This is a genomic window from Acetobacter conturbans (assembly GCF_011516755.1).
Classification (GTDB): Bacteria; Pseudomonadota; Alphaproteobacteria; order Acetobacterales; family Acetobacteraceae; genus Acetobacter; species Acetobacter conturbans.
The window spans coordinates 219,889-234,700 of sequence record NZ_WOSY01000006.1 but is presented as its reverse complement, the minus strand read 5'-3'; the positions used below and the strand labels follow the sequence as shown (position 1 = coordinate 234,700).

Annotated in this window: 9 protein-coding genes and 1 pseudogene; 8 read left to right on the top strand and 2 right to left on the bottom strand. The window is 60.3% G+C overall.

Features of this window, described 5'->3' with window-relative positions:
- A pseudogene (locus GOB81_RS08490) lies at positions 1 to 99 on the top strand (IS5/IS1182 family transposase); the annotation flags it as partial.
- 229 nt (positions 100 to 328) lie between these two features.
- Here the strand turns inward: GOB81_RS08490 and GOB81_RS08485 are convergent.
- Positions 329 to 1,729, bottom strand: coding sequence for an MFS transporter (locus tag GOB81_RS08485; protein WP_173569991.1), 1,401 nt, complete (start codon positions 1,727 to 1,729; stop codon positions 329 to 331).
- Positions 1,730 to 1,965: 236 nt separating this feature from the next.
- Here GOB81_RS08485 and GOB81_RS08480 point away from each other — a divergent pair, with 236 nt between their 5' ends.
- From GOB81_RS08480 to GOB81_RS08470, 3 genes are all read left to right on the top strand, one after another.
- On the top strand, positions 1,966 to 2,271 hold the full coding sequence (locus GOB81_RS08480; RefSeq protein WP_173569966.1) for a CsbD family protein: 306 nt from the start codon (positions 1,966 to 1,968) through the stop codon (positions 2,269 to 2,271).
- A gap of 211 nt (positions 2,272 to 2,482) precedes the next feature.
- Positions 2,483 to 3,115, top strand: a complete 633-nt coding sequence (locus GOB81_RS08475; protein WP_173569965.1) for a ribonuclease HII — start codon at positions 2,483 to 2,485, stop codon at positions 3,113 to 3,115.
- A complete protein-coding gene (locus tag GOB81_RS08470) occupies positions 3,112 to 4,257 on the top strand; it encodes a site-specific DNA-methyltransferase (protein ID WP_173569964.1) in 1,146 nt (381 codons plus the stop codon). Before GOB81_RS08475 ends, GOB81_RS08470 begins: the two co-directional genes overlap by 4 nt.
- A gap of 151 nt (positions 4,258 to 4,408) precedes the next feature.
- On the opposite strand, the gene GOB81_RS08465 is transcribed toward GOB81_RS08470, so the two are convergent.
- Entirely contained in the window at positions 4,409 to 5,035 is a 627-nt protein-coding gene (locus GOB81_RS08465; protein WP_173569963.1) for an ankyrin repeat domain-containing protein, read from the bottom strand.
- A gap of 438 nt (positions 5,036 to 5,473) precedes the next feature.
- Here GOB81_RS08465 and GOB81_RS08460 point away from each other — a divergent pair, with 438 nt between their 5' ends.
- The 4 genes from GOB81_RS08460 to GOB81_RS08445 are packed head-to-tail and all read left to right on the top strand — an operon-like array spanning position 5,474 to position 14,802.
- Complete coding sequence (locus GOB81_RS08460) at positions 5,474 to 6,727, top strand: MdtA/MuxA family multidrug efflux RND transporter periplasmic adaptor subunit (RefSeq protein WP_173569962.1); 1,254 nt, start codon at positions 5,474 to 5,476, stop codon at positions 6,725 to 6,727.
- Between the two features lie 8 nt (positions 6,728 to 6,735).
- A complete protein-coding gene (locus GOB81_RS08455; RefSeq protein WP_173569961.1) occupies positions 6,736 to 9,906 on the top strand; it encodes an efflux RND transporter permease subunit in 3,171 nt (1,056 codons plus the stop codon).
- 6 nt (positions 9,907 to 9,912) lie between these two features.
- Positions 9,913 to 13,233 (top strand): efflux RND transporter permease subunit, encoded by a 3,321-nt coding sequence (locus GOB81_RS08450; protein ID WP_173569960.1) that lies wholly within the window; start codon positions 9,913 to 9,915, stop codon positions 13,231 to 13,233.
- Between the two features lie 6 nt (positions 13,234 to 13,239).
- Positions 13,240 to 14,802: an efflux transporter outer membrane subunit gene (locus GOB81_RS08445; protein WP_173569959.1), complete on the top strand. Its 1,563-nt coding sequence runs from the start codon at positions 13,240 to 13,242 to the stop codon at positions 14,800 to 14,802.
- Positions 14,803 to 14,812: the final 10 nt, after the last annotated feature.

Genomic DNA, 14,812 nt, shown 5'->3' with positions numbered 1-14,812 from the left:
CTGAAGCATTTCAGAGGCATCGCAACACGCTACGACAAGCTGAAGTCAACCTTTCTCGCTGCCGTGCAACTCGCCTCCGCCATCATCGGAATTAACTGACGACACGCCCTAGGATCACCTCTTGCCGACGGAAGCGATATGAGCCAAATTTGAGCCAATCTGGAGGATGAACTCTGGTGAAATTGAGTGAAGTCAGATGACCATTGTTGGCTTATAATCAATGATTTACATGATAATCTGACAGAAGTCCTAGCTCACGTTGCCGCCCTCATCCTGACCGCAACACTCAATCCGGATCAGAGAGCGCTCCACGTGCGTCGAGCCCGCTTCATCCCGGCTTCCCATGCCCGCTCACGTTCGCCCCCGCCGCGGGTGCGAGCCGCGCGGCCAGCGGCACGGCGAGACATGACAGCCCCCCGATCACCAGAAAACTCATCCGGAAATCCACCGTTTGCGCTTCGACATGATGCCGCAGCAACCGTGAGACCGTCACGGACAGGGCCGCAATACAGATTCCGGCCGAAAGCATGATCTGCTGGAAGGTGGAGTAAAAGCTTGTCGCCGCGCTCATCCGGTCTTCCGGCAGATCAGCATAGGCAATCGAATTGTAGGCCGAGAACTGGATCGCCTGCACCGCCCCGGACATCAGCAGAATCAGCGTCAGCACCCAGTAGGGCCAGCCAGCGGGAAAGACAGCGATCAGGGCGAACGTCACACCCGCGCCCCAGCCGAGCGTGATCATCACTTTCCGGAATCCGAACCGCCGGAAGATGCGTGGCACATGAAGGCGCGTGCAGAGTGCACCGATCGGCGCGGCGAATACGATCAGGCCACTGCGGGCCGGGTCCAGTCCGAAACCGATCTGGAGAAGCGCTGGCATGAGAAATGGAAGTGCCCCTGCCGCCAGCCGGGACGCTGCTCCGCTGAATACGGACAGACGGAATGTCGGTATCTTCATGAGCCGGAAGTCCAGCACCGGTTCAGGGCAATATCGCATGTGGCGGGCGTAGCCGAGGAACAGGCAGGCTCCGAGGCCCATCAATGTGGCGGACAGCCAGTAAGGATGCGTGTTGTGGCTGACCATTTCCGCGCTGAAAGACAGCAGCGCAAGACCGCCTCCCGCCAGTACCATCCCCAGACGGTCAAAGGGTTTCGGGCGGACCTCCCGCAATTGCGGAATGTGTTTCCATGTCATCAGGAGGCCGAGCAGTCCGACCGGCACGTTGATATAAAAATTCCAGCGCCATGACAGCCCGGCGGTGATGAAGCCACCGATCACCGGGCCGAGCATCGGACCGAGCGTGGCGGGCATCATCATCCATGTCATCGCACCGAGAAGCTCGGACTTCGCCACGCTCCGCAGGAGCACGAGCCTGCCGACCGGCACCATCAGCGCCCCACCGACTCCTTGCATCATGCGCCCGAAAGCCAGCACGGAGAGGCTTGTCGCCTGCCCGCACAGGATCGAACAGGTAACGAATAAGGTAATGGCGATCATCAGCGTCGTACGGCTGCCGAACCGGTCGGCCACCGCACCTGACGCGGGAATGAAAATCGCCAGCCCGACGATATAGGATGTCAGGGCAACCGACGCCGCCACCGGATCGACATGCAGTGAGGTCGCGATGGAAGGCAACGCCGTCGCAAGGATGGTGCCGTCAAGCTGTTCCATGAACAGCAGGCTGGAGATTGTCAGGGCAACGATCTGCGAACGGCGCAAAGCAGGCATGGCGCACACAAAACAGACTTTCCTGTCGCGACACAATGGCCGAGACCAACGCTCATCCGGCGCGGTCTGCGACGGCAGCATAATGAGCGCCGGATGCACTTTCCGTTCGAACCGTCTCCGATGAAAAACGTTGCATCATCAGGGAGATCGGTTCCAACTACGCTTCATCCGATTATTGGAGCGTCTCCCGCATGCGGGAACCAGAGCGGCTCCAGAACACCGAAAGGAAGACACAGATGTCCGACGACAAGATCGATCCGACCGCCGAAAAGCTGAAGGGTGCTGTTGATCAGGCGAAAGGTCATGTGAAGGACGCTGTTGGCGGCCTGACCGGCGACGTGGGCATGCAGGCCGACGGCAAAATCGACCAGCTTGCCGGCATCGCCCGTGAGGAATTCGCCGACCTCTATGAAGAGAGCGAAAGCCTCGTCGAGAAGGGTGTTTCCTTCGTCCGCGACAAGCCGCTTCTGGCGCTGGGCATTGCCTCGGTGGTCGGCACGTTCATTGGCTGGCTGCTCATGCCGCGCCGCCGCAAGGCCTGAACGGTCGATGCGAGAGAGGGTCGGTGGTTCTCCACCGGCCCTTTTTTTACGACTCGCGAAGAGTCAGGAACTTTTTCTCCTCATTCCCTGAAATTTTTGTCTTCCGACTCTTGCGCGGTCACGGAAGAAAATGGTTTTCCTTTCATGCGAATCGTGATTCAAACGACTCGATGATTCATAGCGAGTCTTTTCAAGACTCCGGAAAGGAACCATGCCGGACTTCGCCCTGGAGACTGAATATGGAGGCCGCGTGGCCGGTGTGGACGAGGCCGGTTGCGGCCCGCTTGCCGGACCCGTCGTGGCGGCTGCCGTCGTCTTCAGTGCGGGCGTCCCGGAGGCGCTCGCCGCCTGCATTGATGATTCGAAGGCGCTGACAGCCGCGCGCAGGGAGGCCATCGCCGCCTGCCTGCCCGACGTTCCCGGCATCGAAATCGGCATCGCCGCCGCGTCGGTCGCTGAAATCCTCGAACTCAACATCCTGAAGGCAGCCCACCTCGCCATGGCCCGCGCAGTGGGGAAACTTCCCTCACCGCCCTGCATCGCGCTGGTCGATGGCAATCGCAAGCCGCACCTCAGCATTCCCGTTCGCACCATTATCGGTGGCGACGGGATCAGCCTGTCGATCGCGGCGGCATCCATTCTCGCCAAAGTCACGCGCGACCGGATCATGAGCCGTCTCGATATCCGCTGGCCGGGCTACGGCTGGGCTCGGAACGCGGGCTACGGCACCGCCGCGCATCGCAACGCCATCACCACGCAGGGCTGCACCCCGCATCACCGCCGCGGCTTCGGCACCGTCCGCAAGCAGCTTGAACTCACCCTTGCCACCGGAGGCCCTGCATGAGCGGCGCTGTCAAGAATTCCTCTGATCTTCCGCTCGACCAGATCCTCTGTGGCGAATGCGTCGATGTGATGCGCACCCTTCCGACCGGCAGCGTGGACTGCATCTTCGCCGATCCTCCGTACAACCTTCAATTGCGTGGTGAACTACGTCGCCCCGATGACAGCATCGTCGATGGTGTGGACGATGACTGGGACAAGTTTTCCGATCTGGAGGCTTATGACCACTTCACCCGCGGCTGGCTCAGCGAAGCCCGGCGGTTGCTGCACAAGGACGGCACGATCTGGGTCATCGGCTCGTATCACAACATCTTCCGCCTCGGCGCCATCCTTCAGGACCTCGGTTTCTGGATCCTGAACGATATCGTGTGGCGCAAATCGAACCCGATGCCGAATTTCCGGGGACGTCGCTTCACCAACGCCCATGAGACGATGATCTGGGCAGCCCGCAGTCAGGACAGCAAATACCGCTTCAACTATCAGGCCATGAAGGCTCTGAATGACGACGTGCAGATGCGGTCCGACTGGTATCTGCCGCTCTGCACGGGCAACGAGCGTCTGCGCAACGATCATGGGCTGAAACTGCATCCGACACAGAAGCCGGAGAGTCTGCTGCATCGGGTTCTGCTTGCATCCACAGCTGAAAACGACGTGGTGCTCGATCCGTTCACCGGCACCGGCACGACCGCCGCCATGGCGAAGCGCCTGCATCGCCACTTTGTCGGCATCGAACGTCATCCGGATTACGCCGCTGCCGCAACGGCACGCGTGCTTCGCGAAGAACCGCTGCCGCCGGAAGCTGTCGCCACCACGCCGATGAAGCGCGAAGCGCCGCGCGTGCCGTTCGGCAGCCTTGTGGAACGAAATTTCATTATACCCGGCACAATCGTGTGCGACCGCAACCGACGCGTCTACGCTACCGTTGCGCCCGATGGCACACTGGTCAGCGGCGCAAAGCGTGGCTCCATTCATAAGCTGGGAGCCATGCTGACGAATGCGCCGTCCTGCAATGGCTGGACCTTCTGGCACTTCGAGCGGGACGGGCAACTGGTTCCACTCGATGAACTGCGCTCGGAGAGTCTGGCGGCGGAAGCTGAGGCGCTCCTTGCCGTGACGACCGCAGATCTGCCAATCGCCGCGCAATAATTATTGGTCCACCCAGATAGGCAGGCGGGGTCTCACCCCGCTTCTGCCTGCTTCGACGCGTAGCGCTAGCAGAATATAGGGCGCGGCTAACGGCCGCGCCTCTGATTATCCCTGAATTATAGCAAACCGCCTGTCTGTCAGGCGCAAGGGTTCAGCTTCCACCAAAACCCAGGAAGCCGACGGTCGGCTGCGGCTGACCGCCCGATGCATCGTAACGACGATCCAGCACACTGCTGACGCGCTTATTTCGCGCCGCTTTTCCACCAATGCTCAGGCGGCCTGAGCCGTTTTCGACGCTGACACCGGAATTGGCCACAGTGGACGTGGCGACACCGTTGGAGTCATCGATTGTCCGCATGGAGAGCAGGAAGAACATGATGTCCTTCCGATTGAGGTCGATTGCCATGTCGAGGGGTGTCTGACTGATGACGTTATGCCCGCTCAGATCAGCGCCACGGTTGACGGCTTCCTTTGCCGCACCAAGGCTGCCACGATTGATGGCCTCGAACAGAGCCGCGGTGGGCTCCATATCGCCATTGGAATGGCCGGCCTCGTCTTCCGAAGACTGAGCACCCGGCAGCGCGGCAGGCGGCGCAGCGCGCTTGGCCTCCCGACGGGCTTCCGCCTCCTTGGCCGCATCCTCAGCTTCTGCCTGTTCGGCCTCCTGCGCATGCGCATAGTGGATCGGCAGGACCGCCACCGCGATCCCCACCGAGAACAGAGAAGCGAACACGGGCCGAGCATACCGGCGTTTCAAAGCAGCGCAGCCGCAGAACATATGTGAAAATACTCCCTCTTCTCACTCTTTAGGGAAAAAAACACATTTTTGCCAGATGGAGAGACATTACGAATCGTCATTTCAAAAAATTGTCTCGCAGATGGTTTCTGACGCAAGGAACGCCTTCGCTCCACAAACCTTGCCCATCGATTACCCAGCGTTACAAATGATCACTCTTCGTAGTGTGGAAGAAAAAAGACTCCCTTGAATTAAAGTGTCATGAACAATGAAAAAAGGTCTCACAGGTCCAGTCAGGCAAGAAAAAAATATTTAATTGCCACAACCTTATTGTGACTTTCTGATCTTCCCACTTAAACACACACGTCTCTTCCTTTCAGTCAGAGGCATGTTGGAACTGCCTGATTTGCTGCTATTCAAACGACTGAAAATGCCTGAGACGGCGCCCAAGGATCTATGGACGGAAAATTGACAGACGTTATGGACGACCAGCCTCAGCCCGCTTCTCCGTCTCCCGCAGTCTCTCCTTCAGGTCGCCCCCGTCGGCATTGGGTATGGATCGTTCTGGTCTTGGTCCTTGCCGCCGTGCTTGCCTTTGCTTTCCTTGGGCATCGCCAGAAAAGCAGCCGAAAAGTCGGCCCCTCCACAGCCGGGGCAGCCCAGCCTGTAGCCGTGCAGACTGTCACCACCGGCGACATGCCCGTCGTTCTGACCGAACTGGGAACCGTGGTGCCGATCACCACCGTCACGGTCCAGACACGCGTGGACGGCTATCTGATGGATGTGAAGTTCACGGAGGGGCAGCACGTCAAGAAAGACGACCTGCTCGCCATCATTGATCCCCGCCCCTATGAAGTCGCCCTCCGCCAGTATCAGGGGCAGCTTGCGCAGGATCAGGCCCAGCTCGACAAGGCCCGTGTCGACAGCGGCCGCTATCAGCGGCTCATCCGACAGGACAGTGTCGCCGCCATGACGGCGAAGGATCAGGAATACACGGTCCAGCAGCTTGAAGGCACGGTGAAGGTCGATCAGGCGCTGGTCGATACGCAGAAGCTTGACCTGATCTATTGCCACGTTATTGCACCGGTCGACGGGCGCGTGGGTATCCGCGCCGTAGACAAGGGCAATTATATCACGGCAGCGCAGTCCGGCGGGCTCGTCATCCTCACCCAGATGCAGCCGATCTCGGTCATATTCACCCTGCCGCAGGACCAGTTGCCGGAAGTTATGGACCAGCTCCGCGCCGGACAGCCGCTTCAGGTCGAGGCATGGAACAGTTCCAACACCGTGAAAATTTCAACCGGCAGCGTGAGTGCGCTCGACAGCCAGATCGACACGTCCACCGGCACCGTGCGCCTGCGTGCGATCTTCCCCAACGAAGACGAACATCTCTTTCCCAACCAGTTCGTCAATGCCCGCCTGCTGGTAAAGACGCTGCATGACGCCATCATCGTGCCCAGCAATGCACTTCAGACCGGTCCCAACGGCCAGTTCGTCTATGTCGTGAAAAGCGACAGCACTGTCGAAGTCCGCAACGTGAAACCGGGGATCACGGACGGCACACGCACCGTTGTCAGCGATGGGCTGAAGTCCGGCGACCGCGTGGTCACCGATGGCACCGACCATCTTCGTGCCGGGGCCGCCGTCACCATCCCTGCCGATCACCCGGATACAGCGGGCACACAGCAGCAGACCACGCCGACGACCAAACACCACCGCCACAGCTCTGACTGACGCACATCGTGAATCCCTCACGCATATTCATCGAACGACCGGTCGCCACCACCCTGCTGATGGTGGCTATCCTCATCGCCGGCCTGCTGGGCTATCATTTCCTCCCTGTTTCGGCCCTGCCTCAGGTTGAATATCCGACGATCACGGTCCAGACGTTCTATCCCGGCGCCGGGCCGGACGTGATGGCGACCTCGGTCACGGCACCTCTGGAGACCCAGTTCGGCCAGATGCCGGGACTGGACCAGATGACGTCCCAGTCCTCCGGGGGGGCGTCCGTCGTCACGCTGCGCTTCGGGCTGACAATGTCGATGGATGTGGCCGAGCAGGAAGTGCAGGCCGCGATCAATCAGGCCAACTCGCTCCTTCCCACCGATCTGCCCGCGCCGCCGATCTACGCCAAGGTCAACCCGGCCGACACACCCGTGCTCACGCTTGGCATCACGTCCCGGACAATTCCGCTTCCGGAAGTGGAAGACTATGTTGATACGCGGCTTGAGCAGAAGATCAGCCAGATTTCGGGAGTCGGACTCGTCACCCTTTCAGGCGGCAACCGGAAGGCGCTGCGGGTTCGCGTCAATATTCCGAAATTGACGTCCTACGGCCTTGATCTCGATACATTCCGGACCACCATCGGCAACGTGAACGTCAACTCCCCGACCGGCACGTTCGATGGGGCACAACGGGCTTCGACGCTGCGTGTGGACGGACAGATCGCCAGCGCCGAGCAACTTCTCAATCAGGTCATCGCCTATCAGAACAACGGCCCTATCCGGATTCGCGATGTGGCAACCGTCGTTGTGGGGGCGGAAAACACCCAGCTCGCAGCGTGGGCCAACACCACGCCCGGACTCGTCCTGAGCGTGCAGCGTCAGCCGGGCGCCAACGTCATCGCTGTGGTGGACAACATCAAGGCCACCTTGCCTCGATTGAAAGAATCCCTGCCGCCGGGCATCGACATCGTCCCGCTGACAGACCGCACCACCACCATCCGCGCCTCTGTCGCTGACGTGGAATTCGAACTGTTCCTCGCGCTGGCTCTCGTGGTCGCGGTGATCTTCGTGTTCCTGCGCAACATCCCCGCGACGATCATCCCGAGCCTGTCCGTACCACTTTCCATCGTCGGCACCTTCGCCGTCATGGACCTGCTGGGATTCTCGCTCGACAATCTCTCACTCATGTCGCTGACCATCGCCACCGGTTTCGTGGTGGACGACGCCATCGTCATGATCGAGAACATCTCCCGCTATATCGAGCAGGGCGATGACCGGATGACTGCCTCGCTCAAAGGCGCGGGAGAGATCGGGTTCACGATCATCTCACTGACGATCTCTCTGATCGCGGTGCTCATTCCGCTGCTGTTCATGGGCGATGTGATCGGACGCCTGTTCCACGAATTTGCCCTGACGCTGTCCATCACCATCATTCTTTCGGCGGTGGTGTCGCTGACACTCGTGCCGATGATGTGCGCACGTCTTCTGACGGAGCGCCCCCACACCGTGGAGAGTGCCCGGACCGTCTTCCAGCGCTGGTCCGCCCGCATGGAGATCGCCACAAACCGACTGATCGCGGCTTATGACCGGGCTCTGGACGTCGTGCTCGCCCATGAAAAGACGACTCTGCTTGTGTTCGGCGCGACGCTGCTGCTCACGGGATTTCTGGGATGGGAAATTCCCAAGGGTTTCTTCCCCGTGCAGGACACCGGCATCATTCAGGGAATATCGATCGCCGCGCAGGCCACCTCTTTCGATGCGATGAAAACGCATCAGCAGGCGTTGGCTCAGGCCATCCTGAAAGATCCGGATGTCGTGTCCCTGTCCTCCTTCATCGGCGTCGATGGACAGAACTCGACCCTCAATCAGGGCCGATTCCTCATCAATCTCAAGGCGCATGACGACCGCAGCAGCACGGCACAGGAAATTGCAGCGCGACTGAGCGACGAAACCGCAAATATCGCCGGCATAAAGCTCTACCTCCAGCCAGTTCAGGATCTCTCCCTCGACACCACAGTGGCCGCCACGCAGTACCAGTTCCTGCTGGAAAACCCCGATTACAACGAATTCAAGACATGGGTGCCAAAACTGATCGACGCCCTCCAGCAGGAACCCTCCCTGTCGGATGTGACGTCCGACCTGCAGGCAGAGGGGCTGGTCGCCCGACTGACGCTCGACCGTTCAACGGGTGCGCGTTATTCGATCACGCCACAGACGATCGACAACGCTCTGTATGACTCGTTCGGTCAGCGGCAGATTTCCACGATCTATACCCAGTCCAACCAGTATCGCGTGATTCTGGAGGCCGATCCGGCCTTCCAGAGAAACCTCGCCTCGCTGAACCAGATCTACCTGCCGGGCATCTCAGGCAATTCCGGCGAAAGCTCCACAGGCCCGACCCGCTCGCCCACTTCCGGGCTCGTTCCACTGGCGACCGTGACGACGCTCACTCAGGAAACGGCTCCTCTCCTCATCACGCATTTCGGGCAGTTCCCGGCCACGACCATCTCGTTCAACGTTGCTGACGGCTATTCACTGGGGCAAGCGACGGACGCCATCACCCGCGTCGAGAAGAAAATGAAACTTCCCGCCGCGTTCCAGACCTCTTTTCAGGGTACCGCCGCGGCGTTTCAGGGATCGCTCAGCAACGAACTCTTCCTCGTCGTCGCCGCGCTGGTCGCCGTCTATATCGTGCTCGGCATTCTCTATGAGAGCTTCGTGCACCCCGTCACCATTCTCTCCACGCTGCCGTCCGCAGGTATCGGCGCACTGCTGATGCTGCGGATTTCCGGCGCCGGACTGGATGTGATGGGCATCATCGGCATCGTGCTGCTGATCGGCATCGTGAAAAAGAACGCGATCATGATGATCGACTTCGCGCTAGAAGCAGAGCGCGAGCACGGCATGTCCTCCCTGCAGTCGATCCGGCAGGCGGCGACACTGCGTTTCCGTCCCATCCTGATGACCACCCTGGCCGCCATGCTCGGCGCATTGCCGATGGTCATATCCTCGGGCACAGGATCGGAACTGCGGCGGCCGCTGGGTCTTGCCATCGTCGGCGGCCTCGCCGTGTCACAGCTCCTCACGCTGTTCACCACGCCCGTCATCTATCTCGCACTCGATACGCTGGCTCAGAAATGGACGCGGCGTTTCGCACACGACACACATCCGTCCAGCGAACCGGGGTGACACGGCATGAGCCCCTGTCGCCTCTTCATTGAACGCCCGGTAGCCACCACGCTGCTCACGATCGCGCTGCTGATCGCGGGCATCATCGGCTATCTGAAACTACCTGTTTCGGACCTGCCTAACGTCGATTTCCCCGTGATCATGGTGCAGGCCCAGCAGCCTGGCGGCTCGCCGGAAGAGGTGGCCAGTTCGGTGGCGGCTCCGCTGGAACGGCATCTCGGCCAGATCGCCGGACTGACGGAAATCACGTCGCAATCCACGCAGAATCAGGTCCGGATCATGCTCCAGTTCGAGCTGACCCGCGACATCAACGGCGCCGCGCGTGATGTGGAGGCGGCCCTTCAGGCTGCTCACGCGGACATGCCCTCCTCGTTGCGTCAGAACCCGAGCTACAACAAGGCCAACCCCAACGGCGCGCCAATTCTCGTGCTCGCCCTCACCTCTCCGACCCGCACAGCCGCCAAGCTGTATGATCTGGCGAGCAACGTGCTCCAGCAGCACCTCTCACAGGTGCGCGGCGTGGGCATGGTGCAGATATCAGGCAGCGCACTGCCTGCCGTGCGGGTCGAGATGAATCCGCTCAAACTGTTCAAATTTGGCATCGGTTTCGAGGATGTCCGGGCGGCGCTGGCCTCCGCCAATGCCCACACACCCAAAGGCGTGATCGACCAGAACGGGCTGCGTTTCACTCTGGATACAAACGATCAGGCGGAATCAGCGCAGGCCTATCGTGATCTCATCATCGCCTATCGCAGCAACCGGCCTGTCCGTCTCGCGGATGTGGCAGAGGTCAGCGATGGAGTGGAGGATCTCCGCAACGCCGGGTTCTTCAACGACCAGCGGGCTGTCATCGGCATTGTATTTCCGCAGGCTGGTGCGAACGTCATCCACACGATCGACCAGATCAAGGCCATACTGCCCACCCTGCAAACAGCGTTACCGCAGGATGTTTCCCTGCATGTCGCACTCGACCGGTCGCTGACCATCCGCGCCTCACTGGCGGACACACAGGCCACGCTGGTGATCGGCGTGATCCTCGTGGTGCTGGTCACGCTCGCCTTCCTCCGCTCGCTGCGGATGACGCTCATCCCGGCAATCGTCGTGCCGACCTCCATCATCGCAACATTCGCCGTGATGCGACTGCTGGATTTCTCTCTCGACAACATGTCGCTCATGGCGCTGACGGTCTCGACCGGCTTCGTGGTGGATGACGCCATTGTCGTGCTGGAAAACATCGCGCGCCATATCGAAGCAGGGGTTCCTCCCCGGCAGGCGGCCCTTCAGGGCGCGGAGGAAGTGGCGTTCACGGTCATTTCCATCTCAGTCTCACTGATCGCCGTTTTTCTGCCCATCCTGCTGCTCGGCGGTGTAGCCGGACGTCTGTTCCATGAACTGGCGACGACAGTATCGATCACCATCGTGATCTCGATGCTGCTTTCCCTCTCCCTCACCCCCATGCTGGCCTCACGTATTCTCCGTGCGCCCACGCCGCAGGCAGAGGGCTCCGCTTCGCACGTGGTGTGGTGGCGTGAGATCGGGACGGTGTCGGGTGCGTTTTTCGGCCGTCTCATCACCGGCCTGGAAAATGGCTATGCCCGCTCTCTGGAAGTGGCCCTGAGACATAACCGCCTCGTGCTTCTCAGCCTGCCCGCGACAGTCATTCTCATGGTGGCGCTTTTTCTCACCATGTCGAAAGGCTTTTTCCCCACGGAAGACACCGGCATGCTGATGGGGCATCTGGTGGGTGACCAGTCCATTTCCTTCACGGCGATAACGCAGAAGATCGCCACCGTGGAACGAGCGATCCTTCAGGAAAAAGAAGTCACCAGCGTTGCCGGGTTTGTGGGCGGACGCGGCTCAGCCAATCAGGCTAGCCTGTTTCTCCAGCTGAAGGACAAGAGCGAACGCGGGGCGGCTCCGGACCTCATGGTGAGGATCTCCAGGCGCCTCTCCAATCTTGTAGGCGCACAATTCTTTCTGATGGAGCCCGGTGGCATCCGGATCGGTGCGCGTCAGGGCAACGCCGCCTATCAATATACGCTGGAAGGAGATTCCGCCTCCGAGCTCTACACATGGGCACCCAGGCTCATGGAGGCGCTCCGGAAGCATCCGGAAATTCTCGACCTCTCGACCGATGTGCAGCAGGGTGGTTCGGCTATTGTCGCCAGCATTTCCCGCGATACGGCGGCACGGATGCAGATCACGCCGCAGCTTATTTCCAACACGCTGTATGATGCTTTCGGCCAGCGCTCCGCCTCGGTGATCTACAACGCACTCAACCAGTATCATGTGGTCATGGAAGCCTCCTCCGAGTTCTGGCAGGATCCGAACACGATCAGGCAGGTGTGGGTCGCCACGACGGGCGGAACGGCTGCCGGAGGCACGGCCTCGAACACCATCCGCGTCAGGACCAGTACGACGGAATCCAGTTCCAGCAGCAGCACGCAGGCCAGCGTCAGTTCGGAGAATTTCCGGAACCAGATTGCGAATTCCCTTGCCGGGGGTTCCTCCACTTCGACGGGTTCCGCGGTTTCGACCGGAAGCGCCACGATGGTGCCGCTGACCTTCGTGACGGACATCATTCCGTCCCGCACGGCCGTTTCCGTCAATCATCAGGGGCAGTCGGTGGCCTCCACCATCTCCTTCAATCTGGCAAAAGGTGTGGCGCTCGACCGGGCCGTGCAGATCATTCAGGGCGACGCCGTTTCTCTCCACATGCCTGCCACCATCCACGGCAGTTTCGCCGGGAACGCCGCCCAGTTCCAGAAGTCGGTCAATGACGAACCGCTGCTGATCCTTGCTGCGCTGGTCGCTGTCTATGTCGTGCTTGGCGTGCTGTACGAAAGCTACGTGCATCCGCTCACCATTCTCTCGACTCTTCCCTCGGCGGGCGTCGGCGCGTTGCTGGCCCTGCAATTCTTCGGTGAGGATTTCTCGCTGATCGCCATGATCGGCGTCATCCTGCTGATCGGCATCGTGAAGAAGAATGCGATCATGCTGGTGGATTTCGCCATCACGGCCGAACGGGAAACAAACTGTCCGCCATTCGAGGCCATCCGTACCGCCTGCCTGCTGCGGTTCCGGCCCATCATCATGACCTCGCTGGCCGCCGCACTCGGCGCATTGCCGCTTGTCTTCGGGAATGGTTACGGCGCTGAAATGCGCCGTCCGCTGGGCATCGCCATCGTCGGTGGCCTGCTGGTCAGTCAGGCTCTCACGCTCTACACAACGCCGGTCGTCTATCTGACGCTCGACCGTCTCGCTCTGCGGTTCCGGAAACGCCGGAACGGCTCCTTTCCCCTTCATGCCAACACCCAGGACGTCTGACGCGGAATGAAGACTGTCACCCCACGCACCCCCTCCCGTCGCGCCGCGCTCTTGCTGGCTCCATTTCTGCTGTCGGGCTGCATGGTCGGACCTGACTATAAACGACCCACGGCCATCATCTCGCCGAAGTTCAAGGAACTGCGCCCCGCCGCTGGCTGGCAATATGCCGCGCCAGCCCTTGCCGCAGTTCCCAAAGGCAAATGGTGGGCGATCTACAACGATCCTTTGCTCAATAGCCTTGAAGATCTGGTGGAAATCAACAACCAGAACGTCATCCAGTACGAAGCCCGCTATCGCAACGCACGCGCCACCATCAACGCCATCCGTGCGCAGCTTTATCCAACGCTCAGCGGCTCCCTGAGCTTCGACCGTAACAGTCAGGGGCGTGGGTCACGAAATGCCTCGTCGGGCGTGCTGGTCAATTACGGAACGGGTGAGAGCACAACCTCTTACACGGCCTCCAACACGACTGAGACGACTTACGGCATGGGGCCCACGGCCAGTTGGGATCTCGATCTCTGGGGTGCGATCCGTCGTCAGGTACAGGCGCAGGTCACCGAAGCGCAGGCCACAGCTGCCGATCTCGCCAATGCCAGACTGTCCTATCAGGCCCAGCTTGCCACGGCCTATTTCAATCTGCGCTATCAGGACAGCCTGAAGGACCTGCTTCATCGCACAGTCCTGTTCTACGAGCGCTCACTCCAGATCACGCAGAACCAATATGAGGCGGGTGTCGCTGACCCCACTGCCGTTCTGCAGGCTCGCACACAACTGGAGCAGACCAGGGCACAGGAGATTCAGGCTGGCATCGCGCGCGCCCAGTATGAACACGCCATCGCAGTCCTCGTCGGCAAGGCTCCCGCCGATGTGGCGATTCCACAGGGTCTCCTCACCCAGACCATTCCCGCCATTCCTGTCTCCGTCCCGGCAAGCCTGCTGCAAAGGCGGCCGGACATCGCAGCCGCGGAACGACGGATGGAAGAATATAACGCGAACATCGGAGCGGCGATCGCGGCCTTCTACCCCGACGTGAAACTGACGGCCTCGTATTCATATAGTGGCGATCCGGTGGGGGCTCTGGTGCAGGTCGCCAACCGGATCTGGTCGTTGGGTGCGGCGGCAACCGAGACGATTTTCGAAGGCGGTGCACGCACTGCGGCGGTGCATGAAGCCAATGCCAACTATGATTACTATACAGCCACATATCGCCAGACGGTTCTGACCGCGCTCCAGAATACGGAAGACCAGCTTTCCAATCTGCGCATTCTGTCCGATCAGGCGAGCCAGCAGGCCATTGCCCTCGAAGCCGCGAACAAGTCGGTTACCGTCTCGATGAATCAGTATCTCGCCGGAACGGAAATTTATACGACCGTCATAACGTCGGAAATCACCGCTCTTTCCAACGCGGAGACTTCTCTCGCCATCCAGCAGAGCAGAATGGTGGACTCCGTCAGTCTGATCGAAGCCCTTGGCGGCGGGTGGGATGCGTCGTCGTTGCCGTCGAAAGATTCAATGCAAACTGACAACCCTTTTCTTCCTTCCTTCATTCAGAAAGACAAGAACCAGTAAGGGTATTTTG

What these genes read in the sequence shown, in the direction of transcription:
- GOB81_RS08445 (WP_173569959.1), top strand. Translation starts at nt 13,240, where the DNA reads ATGAAGACTGTCACCCCACGCACCCCCTCCCGTCGCGCCGCGCTCTTG.
- GOB81_RS08485 (WP_173569991.1), bottom strand. Translation starts at nt 1,729, where the DNA reads ATGCCTGCTTTGCGCCGTTCGCAGATCGTTGCCCTGACAATCTCCAGC.
- GOB81_RS08460 (WP_173569962.1), top strand. Translation starts at nt 5,474, where the DNA reads ATGGACGACCAGCCTCAGCCCGCTTCTCCGTCTCCCGCAGTCTCTCCT.
- GOB81_RS08475 (WP_173569965.1), top strand. Translation starts at nt 2,483, where the DNA reads ATGCCGGACTTCGCCCTGGAGACTGAATATGGAGGCCGCGTGGCCGGT.
- GOB81_RS08470 (WP_173569964.1), top strand. Translation starts at nt 3,112, where the DNA reads ATGAGCGGCGCTGTCAAGAATTCCTCTGATCTTCCGCTCGACCAGATC.
- GOB81_RS08465 (WP_173569963.1), bottom strand. Translation starts at nt 5,035, where the DNA reads ATGTTCTGCGGCTGCGCTGCTTTGAAACGCCGGTATGCTCGGCCCGTG.
- GOB81_RS08480 (WP_173569966.1), top strand. Translation starts at nt 1,966, where the DNA reads ATGTCCGACGACAAGATCGATCCGACCGCCGAAAAGCTGAAGGGTGCT.
- GOB81_RS08450 (WP_173569960.1), top strand. Translation starts at nt 9,913, where the DNA reads ATGAGCCCCTGTCGCCTCTTCATTGAACGCCCGGTAGCCACCACGCTG.